Origin of the sequence: Pelagibius sp. Alg239-R121 (assembly GCF_947331435.1) — a bacterium.
Classification (GTDB): Bacteria; Pseudomonadota; Alphaproteobacteria; order Kiloniellales; family Kiloniellaceae; genus Denitrobaculum.
Genome location: NZ_CAMZOF010000003.1, coordinates 228,395 through 244,501 on the forward strand (window position 1 = coordinate 228,395; position 16,107 = coordinate 244,501).

Annotated in this window: 12 protein-coding genes; 6 read left to right on the forward strand and 6 right to left on the reverse strand. The window is 59.2% G+C overall.

What is annotated here, in order from left to right:
* Nucleotides 1–74: 74 nt before the first annotated feature.
* Complete coding sequence (locus tag QMZ18_RS11510) at nt 75–1,985, reverse strand: hypothetical protein (RefSeq protein ID WP_282606441.1); 1,911 nt, start codon at nt 1,983–1,985, stop codon at nt 75–77.
* Between the two features lie 245 nt (nt 1,986–2,230).
* Nucleotides 2,231–3,289, reverse strand: a complete 1,059-nt coding sequence (locus QMZ18_RS11515) for a mitochondrial fission ELM1 family protein (protein ID WP_282606442.1) — start codon at nt 3,287–3,289, stop codon at nt 2,231–2,233.
* Here QMZ18_RS11515 and QMZ18_RS11520 point away from each other — a divergent pair.
* Entirely contained in the window at nt 3,288–3,443 is a 156-nt protein-coding gene (locus tag QMZ18_RS11520; protein WP_282606443.1) for a hypothetical protein, read from the forward strand. The genes QMZ18_RS11515 and QMZ18_RS11520 overlap by 2 nt on opposite strands.
* 107 nt (nt 3,444–3,550) lie before the next feature.
* Nucleotides 3,551–4,048, forward strand: coding sequence for an Lrp/AsnC family transcriptional regulator (locus tag QMZ18_RS11525; protein WP_282606444.1), 498 nt, complete (start codon nt 3,551–3,553; stop codon nt 4,046–4,048).
* 200 nt (nt 4,049–4,248) lie between these two features.
* Here QMZ18_RS11525 and greA read toward each other — a convergent pair whose 3' ends face one another.
* From greA to carA, 3 genes are all read right to left on the reverse strand, one after another.
* Complete coding sequence (gene greA, locus QMZ18_RS11530) at nt 4,249–4,725, reverse strand: transcription elongation factor GreA (protein ID WP_282606445.1); 477 nt, start codon at nt 4,723–4,725, stop codon at nt 4,249–4,251.
* 72 nt (nt 4,726–4,797) lie between these two features.
* Nucleotides 4,798–8,073: a carbamoyl-phosphate synthase large subunit gene (carB, locus tag QMZ18_RS11535; RefSeq protein WP_282606446.1), complete on the reverse strand. Its 3,276-nt coding sequence runs from the start codon at nt 8,071–8,073 to the stop codon at nt 4,798–4,800.
* Nucleotides 8,074–8,139: 66 nt separating this feature from the next.
* On the reverse strand, nt 8,140–9,396 hold the full coding sequence (carA, locus tag QMZ18_RS11540) for a glutamine-hydrolyzing carbamoyl-phosphate synthase small subunit (protein WP_282606447.1): 1,257 nt from the start codon (nt 9,394–9,396) through the stop codon (nt 8,140–8,142).
* A 274-nt stretch (nt 9,397–9,670) separates the two neighbouring features.
* On the opposite strand from carA, the gene QMZ18_RS11545 reads away from it, so the two are divergent.
* From QMZ18_RS11545 to rpoD, 3 genes are all read left to right on the forward strand, one after another.
* The gene (locus tag QMZ18_RS11545) at nt 9,671–10,126 is read left to right on the forward strand and encodes a GatB/YqeY domain-containing protein (protein ID WP_282606448.1); all 456 of its coding nucleotides are present in this window, start codon (nt 9,671–9,673) and stop codon (nt 10,124–10,126) included.
* Between the two features lie 144 nt (nt 10,127–10,270).
* Nucleotides 10,271–12,244 carry a DNA primase gene (dnaG, locus tag QMZ18_RS11550; RefSeq protein ID WP_282606449.1) on the forward strand — a complete coding sequence of 658 codons (1,974 nt, stop codon included), beginning with the start codon at nt 10,271–10,273 and terminating at the stop codon, nt 12,242–12,244.
* Nucleotides 12,245–12,314: 70 nt separating this feature from the next.
* Entirely contained in the window at nt 12,315–14,444 is a 2,130-nt protein-coding gene (gene rpoD, locus QMZ18_RS11555) for an RNA polymerase sigma factor RpoD (RefSeq protein ID WP_282606450.1), read from the forward strand.
* Nucleotides 14,445–14,590: 146 nt separating this feature from the next.
* Here rpoD and QMZ18_RS11560 read toward each other — a convergent pair whose 3' ends face one another.
* Complete coding sequence (locus QMZ18_RS11560; protein WP_282606451.1) at nt 14,591–15,331, reverse strand: GntR family transcriptional regulator; 741 nt, start codon at nt 15,329–15,331, stop codon at nt 14,591–14,593.
* Nucleotides 15,332–15,720: 389 nt separating this feature from the next.
* On the opposite strand from QMZ18_RS11560, the gene uraH reads away from it, so the two are divergent.
* Nucleotides 15,721–16,086 (forward strand): hydroxyisourate hydrolase, encoded by a 366-nt coding sequence (gene uraH / locus QMZ18_RS11565; protein ID WP_282606452.1) that lies wholly within the window; start codon nt 15,721–15,723, stop codon nt 16,084–16,086.
* Nucleotides 16,087–16,107 lie beyond the last annotated feature (21 nt).

Genomic DNA, 16,107 nt, shown 5'->3' on the forward strand with positions numbered 1-16,107 from the left:
GCAATCTAACCCGCTAGGTGAGCCACTCAGCTCAAAAGCGGGCATAGCGGGCGAGACCTCGATCCGCCCAACCCTCAAAACCCAAACATATGATCAAAGCTGAACGCGCTCTCCCCGTTCACCAGCCCGTGGTACCCGAACAATCTGCAGGTCACGTCTCGGATCAGCACGTAGCCGTCCTCACCCGCCGCGCTAACCTCGTCGGCCTCAAACATCTCCGACACCCGCCACAATAACGACCCGCCGCAGGCGATCTGCACCTCCCGCGTCGCCAGCGCTTCGCCCTGGCCGTTGTGCAGGATCAGTTTGGTGTCGCTCTTTTCGTGCCAGGGGGTGGAGGCCGGGTAGATCAGGTGGCAGATGGCTTCGTAGGGCGCGGGGCCGAAGCTCAGGAAGAGTCGGCTGCTCAGGCCCGGCGGGCGGCCGACGTAGGATTGCGGCTCGCCCTTGTAGGTCAGGACCGTGTTGAACATATGGGCGCCGAAGCTGGTCTCGGCGGCGTGGCCGGACGCGCTGTCTTCGTAGCGGAAGAGAGCGTGCAGCCAGCCGTCTGCCTCGCCGCCCTCGGCGAAGTCGTAGACCAGTTCCATGTGGCCCCAATTGGCACCGGAATCAGCCAGGGCGCCATTCACCGCTTGCGTGGCGTCGAAGGTCTCGGCGTGGTCGCGCGGCAGCTTGCCGAAGCGGTGGGCGGCGATCTCCTTGCCGTCCGGATCGTAGACCAGCGCGGCGACCGGCATGTTGCTCTGGCAGGTTGCCATAGGGGTCGGCAGCATGATCGAGCGGTAGCGGTCGGTCGGCAGCAGCGGCGCAGGCAGGATGAAGCCCTTGCCCATCAGGTTGGCGAGTTCCGGAATCCCGGGATCGGGTTTCAGATCGACCCGCTCCACGTTGGCGTGGGCGATGCGCTGCCGCCCGTCGGGAGCGTGGACCTCATAGCGCGGCCGCACGAAGTGCTTACCGGACTGGATCTCGATCTGCTCGGGCCAGCGCGCGTCGGGCAGCAGCTCGGCGGTGTCCAGGGCCAGCAGGCCGAAGCCCGGGACCTCACGCTCCAGGCGCACGATCTCCTCCTTGCCCATCATGTTCAGGCCGACCGAGCCGGCGGGGATCGGCGAGGGGTGGCTGTTCTGGACCCAGAGGACGACCTTTTCGCCTTCCTTGGGGGCCGGCAGACCGGCGTAGAGGTCGGCGGGCCAGGGGTTGGCGTCGTGGGTGCAGGACAGGACATCATCGCTGTCGCCGTAGGTGTCCAGCGCGTACTTGACGATGTCGTGGCCGGCGGGCTTCAGGATGTGAATGAAGAGCTGGCCGGTGAAGTCCGGCAGGCCGAAGCGCGCGCGGATGTCTTTTGAGTCGATCACGACCGAAGCGTTGGCGCCGGGCAGCGGGTCGCGCCATTCGGCGATGGGTTCGCCGTCCTCATCCATCAAACAGCACCAGATCTCCGGTGACTTGGCGCCGTAGGCCGACCAGTAGTCGGCGGTCGCCAGGCGGGTGTGATGGCCGCCCGCGTCCCGGAACAGCACGAAGTTGGTGGCGAAGTTCAGGCCCTGCAGGTAGTTGCGCTTGTTCAGCAGCATGTCCTCGGGAATGCGCAGGGCATCCAGCGAGACCACCTCCATGCCCGCGGGGACCAGATGGCGGATGTGATCGATCAGGCGTTCGGCATCGAAGGCGGTGACGAAGAGTTTTGTCGCCTGGGACTCGCGCAGCTCGGTGACCGGTTGCGCGGCGCGGCCTTGAATCGATTTCCCGATTTCCGAGAGATCCTGCACGTAGGCCTCGGTGACCTTCAGGCCCGACAGATCGTAGAGCTCGCCCAGGGCGCCGGAAAAACCCAGCGGGTCGTAGATTGCGACCGGGCCCGTCGCAAGATCGGCGAAGAAGCCGGCGGCCTTACGCGCGGCGAGGGGATGTCCGATTGCTTTGAAGAAGGCGTTGCCGCCCTTGTCGTTGCTGAAGGTCTCGATGTTCAGGGCCATGGGAACGCTACTCTTTGTCTGGACAAGGACCGCCGGGCGCCGTTTGCACTGAGCCGGGCAGCGGAACGGCGGTCACAGGAATTCAATACAGATTGGCCCCCACAAGATCAAACACGCGGAAGATCAAACACGCACAAGATCAAACCTTGGGCCTCTATCTAACAGGACGCAGCGAATTTAGAGACCTTGTCGCCGTCCGGAATTGATGAAGCTCAATGCCGCAGACTTTTCGAGTGGTCTTCGGATCAGGCGCCGAGTCGCGCCCGCAGTTCCTCCGGCATGCGCGCGCGGATTTCCGCGGCGATCCGGCTGGTTTCCTGAAGCGCCGGATAGTCCCAGCTTTCCAGTTGGCCTTCGAATGCCCGGGTGATGCCGTCCTTGCGCAGAGACTCATGAAAGCGCCGGAACTTGGCCGAGCCGCCTTCCAGTTCCACAACATGCACCGGCTTGCCGGTGGTGGCAGCTTCCGAAACCATGTTGACGGAATCGCAGGTCACGATGAAGGCGTCAGCCAGAGCGAGAATGCCGAAGTAGGGATTGGCGTTTTCGCCGTCCCAGATCTTGGCCGGCGTATTCGCCAGCGTCCGGCGCAGGGTCGCCTCGTTCTCCGCGCCCGTCCTGCGTGAGGGCGTAACCGCCAGTCCGGCGCCATTGGCTTCGGCCAGCTCCGCCAGTTGCCTGGCCAGCCGCTCGACCACCGGGCCGTCCATTGTATAGACCCGGTTGCTGCCGCCGATGATCACCCCAATCAGCGGGCGGGGCAGGTGGGCGTAGAGCGGGGCAAATTCCTCCGCAGCCTGGGCCAGGCGCTCCAGTGTGATGCCGTTGATGCCGCCGCGCCCCGTGATCACGTTGGGGCCCGAGACCTGATCGTGTTCCGGGGCGACGATCACGTCGAACCAGCCGAAGGGCACCTTCGGGTCCTGGATGTGGATTGCGAAGGTCGAGCTCTTTCCCTGGTCCTTCGATGCGCGCCGGATTGCGGCGGCGGGCGCGACCACCTGCCGGCCGCAGGTGATGATCACATCGGGCCAGGGCGGCGCGAGGGCGTCGCCCCCGGGACCGGGTCCCGAAAGCGGCAGTGGCAGGAAGCGTGGCGGGATCCAGCGCCAGGGTTTGCGAATCCTGACCCGCTTGATGACCGGCTCCAGGCCCAGGGCGCGGGCCAGTGCCACCGCCTGGATTTCCATGCCCGCATGCCCCTCGCTGAGCGCCCAGCAGGTCGGGGCCGGATCGCCTGGGACAGACTGGTTTGGATTGTTTCCGCGTGTTTCGGCGGGACTGGATTGAGGTTTCTGCGTCATGGAATCTTCATCTCGTGGCGCGCGACTATCGCCCCTTGGCGCGGCTGGAGCAAGCCTCGGGAGTAAGGGCGGCATCCTGCCGCTGTCGCTCGAAAAGACAGTACGCCTGCGCCATCACTTCTGCTTATGGAAGGCCCCTTGCGGGCTTGCGTAATGAACCCTGCTGGGTAATATTGTTGCGCGAAACTGCGAGTGAGTAATACCAATGATCGTTATTGACGATCATTGGTATGAGCTGAAATTAGTTCTAAAGGATGGCCTATGCGCCGGGTAAAGCTCGATCGGATCGATCTGCGGATCCTACAGGATCTCCAAGAAGACGGTCGGATCACCAACGTGGAACTGGCGCGCCGTGCTGGAATTTCCGCGCCTCCCTGTCTGCGGCGTGTCCGTGCGCTGGAGGAAGCCGGTTATATCCGCGGCTATCATGCAGAACTGGATTCCGAGGAACTGGGCTTTGAGGTCAGCTTTTTTGCGCTGGTCGGGCTCGACAGCCAGTCCGAAGCCGTGCTTGCGGAATTCGAAGCGACCCTGGATGACTGGCGCGAAGTGCGCGAGTGCAATATGGCGCGCGGGCCGCACGATTTTGTCCTTAAATTGGTCGCCCGTAATACGGCGCACGAGAATGAGTTGACCACACGCCTGACCGCGCTTCCGCACGTGGTCACGGTTCAGACGATCCAGGTGATCCGGACATCGAAGTGGCGCCCGGGTGTGCCGATAGATCTCGAATCCGGCCTGGAGCCGGTAGAAGAATAGGCGTCTGGTAGGGTGGAGTTGCCGGGAAAGCTCTGGCGACGTGCCTGGCTCAACAGACGAAGGTGCAATGACTTCGTCTGCAATGGCAAGCGATGTTACGGTGAACTTTTGCCGCGACAAATTGCCGTCTAAAAGACGGTGTAAACCTCAGGTCGTACCCAAGATTACGAGCTCACTGAGCAGGGGCCGCAGCCCCGGCATCAGATATATTCGATGGAGAGAATTTCGTAGCTTTTTTCAGCCGCCGGCGTGCTCAGTTCGACCGAGTCACCGACTTCCTTGCCGATTAGCGCACGGGCTAACGGCGCGCTGATCGCCAGGCGCCCCTGCTTCACGTCGGCCTCGACGTCACCAACCAGCTGGTATTTCAGCTCTTCCTCGGTGTCTTCATCGACCATCGTCACTGTCGCGCCGAATTTGACCGTGTCGGCGGAAAGTTTTGAAACATCAATAACTTCCGCTCGCGAGATCTTATCTTCGAGCTCCATCACGCGGCCTTCGACAAAGCTCTGGCGTTCGCGGGCTGCATGATACTCGGCGTTCTCGGAAAGATCGCCGTGCTCACGGGCCTCGGCGATTGCGCGGATGATTGCCGGCCGTTCAACGGTTTTCAACTGTCTCAACTCATCCTGCAGACGGTTCAGTCCGTCTGCACTCATCGGGAATCTTTCGCTCATGGGCGTACGTCCGCCACCTAACTTATCCAACAAGGTTTGAAGAAAGTTCGCGCGTCTATCAAATGGATCGCGCTAAAACGAACTCCTAAAATAAGACTGTAGCGGCGCAACATCAAGCTGACCAGCTTTCATCGCATTAATTGCCTGCACTGCTGCGGCCGCGCCGGCCACCGTCGTATAGTAGGGGATTGAGTTGTTGAGCGCACCGCGGCGCAGCTCAAAACTGTCGGCAATGGCCTTGGCGCCCTCGGTCGTATTGAACACCAGCTGAACTTCGCCGGACATCATGGCATCCACGATATGCGGACGGCCTTCACGGACTTTATTGACCCCTTGGATCTCAAGGCCCTGCTCGGCGAAATAGGCGGCGGTACCGTGGGTGGCGATGATCTTGTAACCGAGGTCGATCAGAGCTTTGGCAACCGGTTTCATTGCCAGTTTGTCGCCGTCCTTCACGGAGATGAAGATGGTGCCTTCCTCTGGCAGCGGTGCGCCGCACCCGATCTGTGCTTTCAGGAACGCGCGATCAAAGGAACTGTCGAGCCCCATGACCTCGCCAGTTGAACGCATTTCCGGGCCCAGCATAACATCGACACCGGGGAAACGCGCGAACGGAAAAACCGCTTCCTTGACGGCAACATGACCGTCTTTGACTTGACCAACACTGCCGTGACTCAGCTCGAACTCTTCCAGTTTGCTTCCGGCCATGACGCGGGCTGCAACTTTGGCAATGGGAACGCCGGTGGCTTTGGCGACGAAGGGTACGGTCCGGCTGGCGCGCGGGTTGACTTCCAGGATATAGATGTCGCCGTTCTGAACGGCGAACTGCACATTCATCAGGCCGACGACCTTCAGCCCGAGCGCAAGTTTCTCGGTTTGCCGGCAGATTTCCTCGACGATGTCCTTCGCCAGAGTATGTGGGGGCAGGGCACAGGCAGAATCACCGGAGTGAATTCCGGCCTCCTCGATATGCTCCATGATCCCGGCGATATAGACCGTCGCACCGTCCGAGACTGCATCCACGTCGACTTCGGTGGCATCACGCAGGTAGCTGTCGATTAGGACCGGGTTCTCGCCGGACACCTTGACCGCCGTCGCGATATAGCGTTCCAGCTGGGCCGCATCGTGGACGATCTCCATGGCCCGGCCGCCGAGCACATAAGAGGGGCGGATAACGATCGGAAAGCCAATGCGTTCGGCCACGGCGTGGGCTTCGTCGCGGCTGGAGGCGGTGCCGTTGTTCGGCTGCCTCAGTTTCAGGTCCTGCAGCAGCTGCTGGAACCGTTTCCGGTCCTCGGCGAGATCGATGGCTTCCGGCGAAGTACCGAGAATGGGGATCTCAGCCTCTTCCAGCGCCTGCGCAAGTTTCAGCGGAGTCTGGCCGCCGAACTGTACGATCACACCCTTCAGCTTGCCTTTGCGTTGTTCGACCCGTGCGATTTCAACGACGTCTTCCGCGGTCAGGGGCTCGAAGTAGAGGCGGTCTGAGGTGTCGTAGTCGGTGGACACGGTTTCCGGATTGCAGTTCACCATGATCGTCTCGATCCCTGCGTCGCTGAGGGCATAGGCCGCATGGACGCAACAGTAATCGAATTCGATGCCCTGGCCGATCCGGTTCGGGCCACCACCCAGTATCATCACCTTATCGCGCTCGGTTGGATCAGATTCGCAATCGGCGGCCTGTATACCGTCACCTTCATAGGTCGAATACATATAGGGTGTCGCCGAAGGAAACTCGCCTGCGCAAGTATCGATGCGCTTGTAGACCGGCGTCACCTCAAGGCTGCGCCGCCGGGCCGCAACCGCCGCCTCACTCTTTCCGGTCAAGGCCGCGAGACGCGCGTCTGAAAAGCCCTGCATCTTCAGGCGCAGAAGCTCCTGCCGCTCCTCGGGCAGACCGTGGGTCTTCAGAGCGGATTCTCTGACGACCAGATCCTCGACCTGACGAATGAACCAGGGGTCGAATTTTGTGGCGGCGAAAACCTGCTCCACTGACATGCCGTGACGCAGCGCCTGGGCGATGGTCAGCAGGCGGTCTGGTGTTGGTTTGGTCAGATGACTGTGGATAGCTTCAAAGTCGACGGCGCCTTCCAGGCCGATGGCGCCGGGGATTTCGACCTCGTCGAGACCATTCAGACCGGTTTCCATGGAGCGCAGAGCTTTTTGCAGGGATTCAGCAAAGGAGCGGCCGATCGCCATTGCTTCGCCGACCGACTTCATGGAGGTCGTAAGATAGGGATCGGAGCCGGGAAACTTTTCGAAGGTGAAGCGCGGGATCTTGGTGACCACGTAGTCGATGGTCGGCTCGAAGGAGGCCGGAGTGACCTTGGTGATGTCGTTGTCCAACTCGTCGAGGGTGTAGCCGACGGCGAGCTTGGCGGCGATCTTGGCGATCGGAAATCCGGTTGCTTTGGACGCCAAAGCCGAGGATCGCGAGACCCGTGGGTTCATCTCGATGACCACCAACTCACCGGTTTCGGGATTGAGCCCGAACTGCACGTTGGAGCCGCCTGTGTCCACGCCGATTTCCCGCAGGCAGGCCAGCGAGGCATCGCGCAGGATCTGGTATTCCTTGTCGGTCAGGGTCAGGGCAGGAGCCACGGTGACCGAGTCGCCGGTGTGAATACCCATGGGATCGACGTTTTCAATCGAGCAGACGATGATGCAGTTGTCAGCGCAGTCGCGCACGACCTCCATCTCGTACTCTTTCCACCCGAGGACAGATTGTTCGACCAGGACTTCGGTAACGGGTGACGCGCGGAGGCCACCCGAAACGATTTCCTCGAATTCATCTCGGTTGTACGCAATGCCGCCGCCGGTGCCGCCCAACGTGAAGGAGGGGCGGATGATCGCGGGCAGACCGACGAATTCCAGCGCCGCAACGCCTTCATCCAGTGTCCTGACCACGCGCGAGCGTGGGCTGGAGAGACCGATCTTGTCCATTGCCTCGCGAAACAGTAGTCGGTCTTCCGCCTTTTCGATGACGTCGGCCTTGGCACCGATCATCTCGACTCCGTGGCGCTCAAGAATGCCGCGGCGGGCGAGCTCCAGACCGGTATTGAGCGCGGTTTGTCCACCCATGGTCGGCAGAAGCGCGTCCGGCTTTTCTTTTGCGATGATTTTCTCGACGACTTCGGGAGTGATCGGCTCAATGTAGGTTGCGTCGGCCAGGCCGGGGTCGGTCATGATCGTGGCTGGATTGGAATTCACCAGGACAACGCGATACCCCTCTTCCTTCAGTGCCTTACAGGCCTGAGCGCCGGAGTAATCGAATTCGCAGGCTTGACCGATAACAATCGGGCCGGCGCCGATGATGAGAATCGAGTTAATGTCTGTGCGTTTGGGCATCTTAGCTAGTTCCGCTGGCGTTCCAGTCGGCTTCCGATTGACGTCTGCGTTGCAGGAGTCGGGTTGTCAGGTCTTCTGCGCGCGCTCGTCCAACAGGTTAACGAAGCGTTTGAAGAGATAGTGGCTGTCCTGTGGTCCCGGGCTGGCCTCCGGATGGTACTGCACCGAAAAGACCGGCCGGTCTTTGACGCGCAGGCCCTCGTTGGTTTTGTCAAAGAGAGAAATGTGTGTTTCCTCGACCCCGTCTGGAAGGGACTTGGCGTCGACGACGAAACCGTGGTTCTGACTTGTGATCTCGACTTTTCCGGTGGTCAGGTCCTTGACCGGATGGTTCCCGCCACGGTGGCCCAGGTGCATTTTGTGAGTTTTTGCGCCCAGCGCCAGTGCCAGGATCTGATGCCCCAGGCAGATACCGAAAACAGGCAGGTTTTTGTCAAGCAGGGCCCGAAGCGTGGGAACTGCGTAGAGTCCGGTTGCAGCTGGATCGCCTGGCCCGTTTGAAAGGAAGATGCCGTCCGGCTCGTGGCTTAAGATTTCTTCTGCGGTTGCGGAAGCGGACACGACAGTGACCCGGCATCCCTCCGACGCAAGGCAACGCAGGATGTTACGTTTGGCTCCATAGTCGACCGCCACGACGTGATGCTTGGCATGCGCGAGACTGCCGTAACCATCGGCGATCGACCAGCCGGTCTGGTCCCAGCTATAGGTTTGCCGCGTTGTCACTTCAGCAGCAAGGTCCATCCCCTCCAACCCGGCCCAGGCAGATGCTTCGGATTTGTAGTCGTCGATCGCCAGATTGCCGTCCGCGGAATGTGCGATGCAGCCTTGCGGGGCGCCGAGATCGCGGATGCGGCGGGTCAGTGCGCGGGTATCGACGCCGGCAATGCCCACGAGGTTCTGCGATTTCAGCCAGGCATCGAGATGCTGAACTGCGCGCCAGTTTGACGGTTCGGTCACGTCCATGCGGATGACAACACCGCGGGCGGCGGGCGTCGTGGTCTCAATGTCTTCCGGATTGGTCCCAACATTGCCGATATGCGGAAAGGTAAAGGTAATGATTTGCCCGGCGTAGGAAGGATCAGTGATTATTTCCTGGTAGCCGGTCATCGAAGTATTGAAACAGACTTCGCCGACCGCGGTGCCGGTTGCCCCAAGGCCCTTACCCCAAAAGACTGTGCCGTCGGCAAGCACCAATGCGGCGGTTGCCCCGCTGGGTTGCTGTCGGGATAGAGGGGTGGATGCAGATTGCCCAGACACGGGACGTGCAGAAAGACTGGCCCCGGTCTCATCCGACGGGGGCGATTCAATTTGTGTTTGCGGCATGACGGCACGTCTTTCAGATTTACGCAGGGATCATCACCGATGAAACTGCGGTCGATCGAAGCTTTGATCTGGGCGATACGGAGCGGTTGTCAGCAAATTTGCGCGACCGCCAATAATCGCGGCCTTTGTTTACGGGAAAGGTCCTATTGGGTCAAGTGGAAGACGACTATAAAAATTCAATAAAAACAGATAGTTATAAAATTCAGGATCTTTTGCATTTTCTGAGTCTATCGGCTAGGCTCTGCGCCTTTCCCGATCCGCTGGAGCAAAACGCATGTTGCGTAGCCGTTTAAACGATGCCCTTAAAGACTCGATGAAGTCGCAGGATAGCCTTGCCGTGTCCACGCTTCGTCTGATTTTGGCGGCGTTAAAAGACCGTGATATCGCGGCACGCGGTAAAGGCGAGAACGACGGCATTGTTGAGGACGAGATTCTTGAGATGCTGCAAAAGATGGTTCGTCAGCGTCGTGATTCCATTGAGATGTATACCAAGGGTGGGCGCGACGAGCTTGCCGAGCGGGAAGCCAATGAAATCACTGTGATCGAGCGGTTCCTGCCGCAGGCCCTGGGCGAAACCGAAATGCGAGCTGCGATCGACACTGTGGTTGCTGAGCTCAATGCTTCTAGCATAAAGGACATGGGACGAGTCATGGGCGAGCTGAAGCAGCGCTTCGCCGGCCAAATGGACTTTGGCAAGGCCAGTGCCATCGTTAAGGAACTGCTCGCCTGAATCTGCCCCGCAGAATTTATCCGCGAAGCTCTTAAGTAATCGCGGGGATGAAGCTGCGTCGCTGACATGGCGCACAGTCTTTTGCTAAGATAGACCGCTTGCCGCGAGATTGGCGCCGATGAACAGCGAAGGCGTTCCAAAGCTATGACCCTCTCCACTGAATTTCTTGACGAAATTCGCGCCCGCGTTTCGCTGGCGGATGTTGTGGGGCGAAAGGTTAAGCTGGTTAAGCGCGGGCGGGAACATTCCGGCCTATGCCCCTTCCACAGCGAGAAGTCTCCCTCTTTCACGGTCAGCGAAGACAAGGGCTTTTATCATTGCTTCGGCTGTGGCGCTCATGGTGACGTGATCGGTTTCGTGATGCAGAGCGAGGGCCTGGTCTTCCCCGAAGCTGCGGAAAAGCTGGCGCTTGAGGCTGGTCTTCAACTGCCCGTTTCGACTCCAATGGACCGAGAGGCTGCGCAAAAGCGCGCTGATCTGTACGAAGTGCTGGATGCGGCGACCGGCTGGTTTCAAGAACGGCTCTATGCGCCAGAGGGCGCAGATGCGCGTGCGTACCTTGAGCGTCGTGGCGTGGTTCCTGAGACGACGGCTGTCTTCCGTCTCGGATTTGCTCCGGATAGCCGTGGCGCCTTGCGCAAAGCGATGAATGCGCGTGGGTATGATGACGATCAACTGGTCGATGCGGGCCTGATGAAGCGTCCGGAACCTGATGATGGACCCGCGCGCGGTCCGCAGGATCTCCGGGACTATTTCTTCAATCGGATCATTTTCCCCATCACAGACCGGCGCGGAAGGGTTGTTGCGTTCGGCGGCCGGGCATTGGGCGATTCAAAGGCTAAGTATCTGAATTCCCCCGAAACCACTCTGTTCCATAAGGGACGGGTGCTCTACAACATGGCGCGCGCCCGTCAGGCCGCTCACGACACTGGCGAGGTGATTGTGGTCGAAGGCTACATGGATGTCGTGGCTTTGGCTCAGGCCGGTTTTCCTGCGGCGGTCGCTCCCCTGGGAACCGCCGTGACCGAGGAGCAGATTGAGGAGCTTTGGCGGATGGCTTCGCGTCCGACCATGTGCCTGGACGGCGACGCCGCGGGCCAGCGGGCAGGTTTTCGCGCGGCTGCGCGGGCCTTGCCGCTGCTGAAACCCGGCCGGTCGCTGGGATTTGCCGTACTGCCAGCTAACGAAGATCCCGACAGCCTCGTCAATAGCCGTGGCGCAACCGCCTTTCGGCAGGTTCTGGACAGCGCGCAGCCTCTTGCGGACGTTGTCTGGCTCATGACTGTCGGTGACAAGCCATTGAATTCACCCGAAGACCGGGCCGCGTTGCGTGTTGAGTTACGCAAAACCGTCGCGCAGATCGGCGACCCGGATTTGAAGGCTGAATATGGCCGCGAAATGGATCATCGCGTGCAGCAGGCCTTCGGACATAGTTCTTCCGGCGGATTCTCCGCCCGACAGCGCGACGGCGGCGGAAATCGGGGCGGAAATTGGGGGAGTAATCGAGGGGGCGGCGGAAAGTGGAGCGGCGGAGGCACCAAAGGCAGCTACGGTGACCGCCGTGGTACTTGGGGCAGTCAATCAACCACGATGCGGATCGGTGCATTGCAGTCGCCAGAATTTTTGCGGCGCCGTCAAGATCAGGTTCTCCTCGCAACCCTGGTTAATCATCCCGCCGTTTTGCTGGATTATGCTGAGGATATGGCCGTTCTGAAGCTGGAATCTGCGGATCTCGATCACTTCCGTCAGGTCTTGGTCGATGCAATTGCACGTGAACCAGATCTTGACACTGATGCTCTGAAGTGCCACCTCTCCGAACAAGGGTATTCAGGGCTTCTGGGTGAACTTTTGAGCTCAGACGTCTATGTGCATGGAAAATTCGCTCGCCCCGCCACGGATTCCCTGGCGGCCCGCGAGGGTATTGGCCATGTTCTTGCGGTGTTTCGGGAGCGGCAGGCAGCTGCAGATACCGAGGAGGCCGCACGGCAACTGGCGGTGGATATGAGCGAAGATCACCTCGCGCGTATACGGGCAAAGCAAGCGCTCGGGCATGAGGACGAGGGTCGAACGATCGATCTCGATCGCGTGACGGCCGCGGGATCAAGCGAAATAGATTAACTGGTGCATGGACACACGTCGGCCGCTCGGGGGGAGCGCCGCGTAATTAAGGTATGGGGTAAGAAACCGTATGGCGAGTAAGGCAACCGAAAGCGCCGAAGCAACTGAGACGCGCGAAGAAGCGGCCGATGGACCGCTGATGGACGGTATGTCTGCGTCGGTTAAGAAGATGATCCAGAAGGCCAAGGAGCGCGGTTACGTCACCTATGACGAACTGAACCAGGTCTTGCCACCGGATCAGATGTCTTCCGAACAGATTGAAGATACCATGGCGATGTTGTCCGAAATGGGCATCAACGTCATTGAGAATGAAGAGCAGGAAGAAGCGCCCGCGGATGAAGAGGCTTCTGAGAGCTCTTCGCGTGCGACCGGCAATCTGAACGACGATGACATTGGCCGTACCGACGATCCGGTTCGAATGTACCTGCGTGAGATGGGTTCGGTTGAACTGCTGTCACGCGAAGGCGAAATCGCGATCGCGAAGCGCATCGAGGCCGGCCGCGAAAAGATGATCGGCGGGATCTGTGAAAGCCCCCTGACCATTCGCGCTCTGCTGGAATGGCACGAGTCGCTGATTGAAGGCCGTATGCTGCTCCGTGACATCATCGATTTGGATGCCACCTATGGCTCGGGCCCCTCGGTCGAGGAGATCACGGGCGATGACGAAGAAGGCGGCGAAAACGGCGAATCTGCAGAGGGCGAAACCGCGGATGCCGGTGCAGCGGCTGACGCGCCCGCCGCAAAGGTGGCTGAAGCGCTGAAAGAGGCAACCGCCAAGGCCGGCGATGCCGCCAAGGTGGGAGATGCAGCTAAGCCTAAGGAAGAGGGCGCATCGGACGCCGACGGCGAGGGTGCGGCAACTGGAGAAGGTGGCGCAGAAGGCGAAACCAACGGCAACGCTGATGGCGACGATGAGGAGGAAGAGGAAAACAATATTTCTCTGGCCGCCATGGAGCAGGCTCTGCTGCCCGTCGTCATTGAGATGCTGGAAGAGATTGCAGACACCTACAAAAAGCTCTCCAAAGTTCAGGAGAAGCGTCTTCTAAGCCTTCAGAAGGGTGAAAAAGCGGCCTCGGCGACGGAGAAGAAGTTCGAGAAGTTGAAGTCCGAGCTCGTTGATCTGATGGAGGGCGTGCACTTCAACAACAATCGGCTGGAGCAGCTGGTCGATCAGCTTTACGGCTTGAACCGTGGATTGGTCGGGCTTGAGGGCAAGCTTCTGCGCATGGCGGAAAAGCGCGGCGTAAACCGCAGCCAGTTCCTGGACGAATATTTCGGGCACGAACTGGACCCGACCTGGACCGAGCGGATCAAGACCATGCCGGGCAAAGGCTGGGCTTCATTCTCTGAGCGTCACGCCGATGACATCGTCTCCATTCGATCGCGTGTGTCCGAGATTGCCGACCTGACCGGCCTGCCAATCGGCGAATTCCGCAGGATCGTCAAGACCGTGCAGACCGGCGAGCGCGAAGCCAGCAAGGCGAAGACCGAAATGGTCGAAGCCAACTTGCGACTCGTGATCTCCATCGCTAAGAAATATACCAACCGTGGCCTACAGTTCCTCGATCTCATTCAGGAAGGTAATATCGGCCTGATGAAGGCGGTCGATAAGTTTGAGTACCGCCGCGGTTATAAGTTCTCGACCTACGCTACTTGGTGGATTCGTCAGGCTATCACGCGATCGATCGCGGATCAGGCCCGGACCATCCGTATCCCTGTGCACATGATTGAGACGATCAACAAGCTTGTGCGGACCAGCCGGCAGATGCTGCACGAAATCGGCCGCGAGCCGACTCCCGAAGAGCTTGCTGAACGCCTGGTAATGCCGCTGGAAAAAGTCCGCAAGGTCCTGAAGATCGCTAAGGAGCCGATTTCTCTGGAGACGCCGATCGGCGACGAAGAGGATAGCCATCTTGGCGATTTCATTGAGGACAAGAATGCGGTTATTCCCCTGGATGCAGCCATTCAGGCAAATCTGCGTGAAACCACGACCCGGGTTCTCGCTAGTCTGACCCCGCGGGAAGAGCGTGTACTACGCATGCGCTTTGGTATCGGCATGAATACCGACCATACCCTGGAAGAGGTCGGTCAGCAGTTCTCGGTTACCCGTGAACGCATCCGGCAGATCGAAGCAAAAGCATTGCGTAAATTGAAGCATCCGAGCCGTTCGCGGAAATTGCGCAGCTTCCTGGATACCTGATTTTCCTGAGAGTCGTTGGCGGCGGTCGTCGACCAACCGACGCATCAGATGCTGATCTGTGATCGAAAAAGGGGGCGTTTGCCTCCTTTTTTCTTGTCTTGCTCTCAGCTTGGATTGTTCTCGAACTGGCGTGATGCCGGCCCGGTTTATTTCTTCGTTACGCCGGCAAATACTGTATGCAGGTCGATCGGTGGTTCCTCGCCGTCCAGGTTCAATTGTGCTTCGCAATGATCCAGGTGTGCTGCCATCGCCTGGGCGGCCTTGTCGTCATCGCCGCTTGCCATTGCGTCGACGAGCTTGCCGTGTGTTGCGGGGGAGCCGATCGCTCGGCTCGTAGAATCATATCTGGCTACGACCAGAGAGCTTCGTGACAACAGTTCCCTGAGAAAGCTCAATAGCGTCTCATTACCGGAGGTTTCGGCCAGTTGAAGATGGAAGCGGTTTGACAGGCGAATCCAGCCAGTCCGGTCGCCCCGTGTCATGCAGGCTTCTTCTTCCGCTACGATCCGGCGCAGGCTTTCCAACTCCGATGGACTGATCACCGCGCTCGCTGTGCGCACGATCGCACCTTCGATGGCCCGGCGCGCCTCGAACACTTCGTGCGCGTCCTTAACCGATGGATTGGCAACGGCAGCGCCTCGGTTCGGCCGAATTTGCACGATCTTTTCATAAGCCAGGCGTTGCAGGATTTTTCGAACGACGGTCCGACTGACATTGAAAATATCGCACAGCTTGTCCTCTGCCAGTCTGGTATCTGGGGCAAGACGCTGCTCGATGATCGCGTCGAAAATCTGACCATAGATCTGGTCTTCGCTGAAACCCGCTTTGCGGCCGCGAATGCCGACACCACGGAGGTCTTCACTTGTTGTGTGTTCGCTCGATGTCATGCCGCGCTTCCACAAAATGTAATCGATTCAATTTATTGTATACAATGACATTGAAAATCGTACTTCTTGCGCCTGCGAAACTCAACAGGGATCTGGTGGCGCACGGTTAGACCGGCTTGTATTGCGTCGACAATTGCCGGTTTACTACCAAATTCGATGCTACCCGCTTTAATAATTTGAGGCGCTTTCAAATTTTATCGAATGAAAGTATACAAAAAACGTCTTCTATGTATTCAATTTCTGTGAGATATGTAGACACTGTTAAATTCACATGGCATAAATTACTGAGCGAAAGCCCGCGCCGAAAATGGCGCTAAATAAAAAATCGCCGTATGTGAACAAGGCTTTACTATGGAGGCGGAGCGTTCCGGCGCTCCCGTAGAAGGCGAATGGGCCGTTTGACAACGCATGTCTTGAACACTGCCGACGGGGTTCCGGGGGCCGGCATTTCGCTAGCGCTCTATTATGAGCAGCCCGCAAATGGTGTCGCCGAGCGGATTCTAATCAAGACAGCGGTTACGAATGACGATGGTCGTTGTGACGAACCCCTGCTCGAGGGCGTTGCATTTGTCAAAGGCACCTACGAGCTCCATTTTATGGCCGGAAGTTACTTCGAGGCGCGCTGTGGTGCGGCTGAAGAGCCGCGGATTTTAGACCGGATTGTATTGCGCGTCGGTCTTTCCGACCCCAATCAGCACTATCATGTTCCACTGCTGGTCTCGCCTTACAGCTATTCAACCTACCGTGGGAGCTGAATTGGTCGTGCCTAACATTTT

What these genes read in the sequence shown, in the direction of transcription:
- QMZ18_RS11510 (WP_282606441.1), bottom strand. Translation starts at nt 1,985, where the DNA reads ATGGCCCTGAACATCGAGACCTTCAGCAACGACAAGGGCGGCAACGCC.
- QMZ18_RS11520 (WP_282606443.1), top strand. Translation starts at nt 3,288, where the DNA reads ATGGAATCTTCATCTCGTGGCGCGCGACTATCGCCCCTTGGCGCGGCT.
- QMZ18_RS11515 (WP_282606442.1), bottom strand. Translation starts at nt 3,289, where the DNA reads ATGACGCAGAAACCTCAATCCAGTCCCGCCGAAACACGCGGAAACAAT.
- QMZ18_RS11525 (WP_282606444.1), top strand. Translation starts at nt 3,551, where the DNA reads ATGCGCCGGGTAAAGCTCGATCGGATCGATCTGCGGATCCTACAGGAT.
- greA (WP_282606445.1), bottom strand. Translation starts at nt 4,725, where the DNA reads ATGAGCGAAAGATTCCCGATGAGTGCAGACGGACTGAACCGTCTGCAG.
- carB (WP_282606446.1), bottom strand. Translation starts at nt 8,073, where the DNA reads ATGCCCAAACGCACAGACATTAACTCGATTCTCATCATCGGCGCCGGC.
- carA (WP_282606447.1), bottom strand. Translation starts at nt 9,396, where the DNA reads ATGCCGCAAACACAAATTGAATCGCCCCCGTCGGATGAGACCGGGGCC.
- QMZ18_RS11545 (WP_282606448.1), top strand. Translation starts at nt 9,671, where the DNA reads ATGTTGCGTAGCCGTTTAAACGATGCCCTTAAAGACTCGATGAAGTCG.
- dnaG (WP_282606449.1), top strand. Translation starts at nt 10,271, where the DNA reads ATGACCCTCTCCACTGAATTTCTTGACGAAATTCGCGCCCGCGTTTCG.
- rpoD (WP_282606450.1), top strand. Translation starts at nt 12,315, where the DNA reads ATGGCGAGTAAGGCAACCGAAAGCGCCGAAGCAACTGAGACGCGCGAA.
- QMZ18_RS11560 (WP_282606451.1), bottom strand. Translation starts at nt 15,331, where the DNA reads ATGACATCGAGCGAACACACAACAAGTGAAGACCTCCGTGGTGTCGGC.
- uraH (WP_282606452.1), top strand. Translation starts at nt 15,721, where the DNA reads ATGGGCCGTTTGACAACGCATGTCTTGAACACTGCCGACGGGGTTCCG.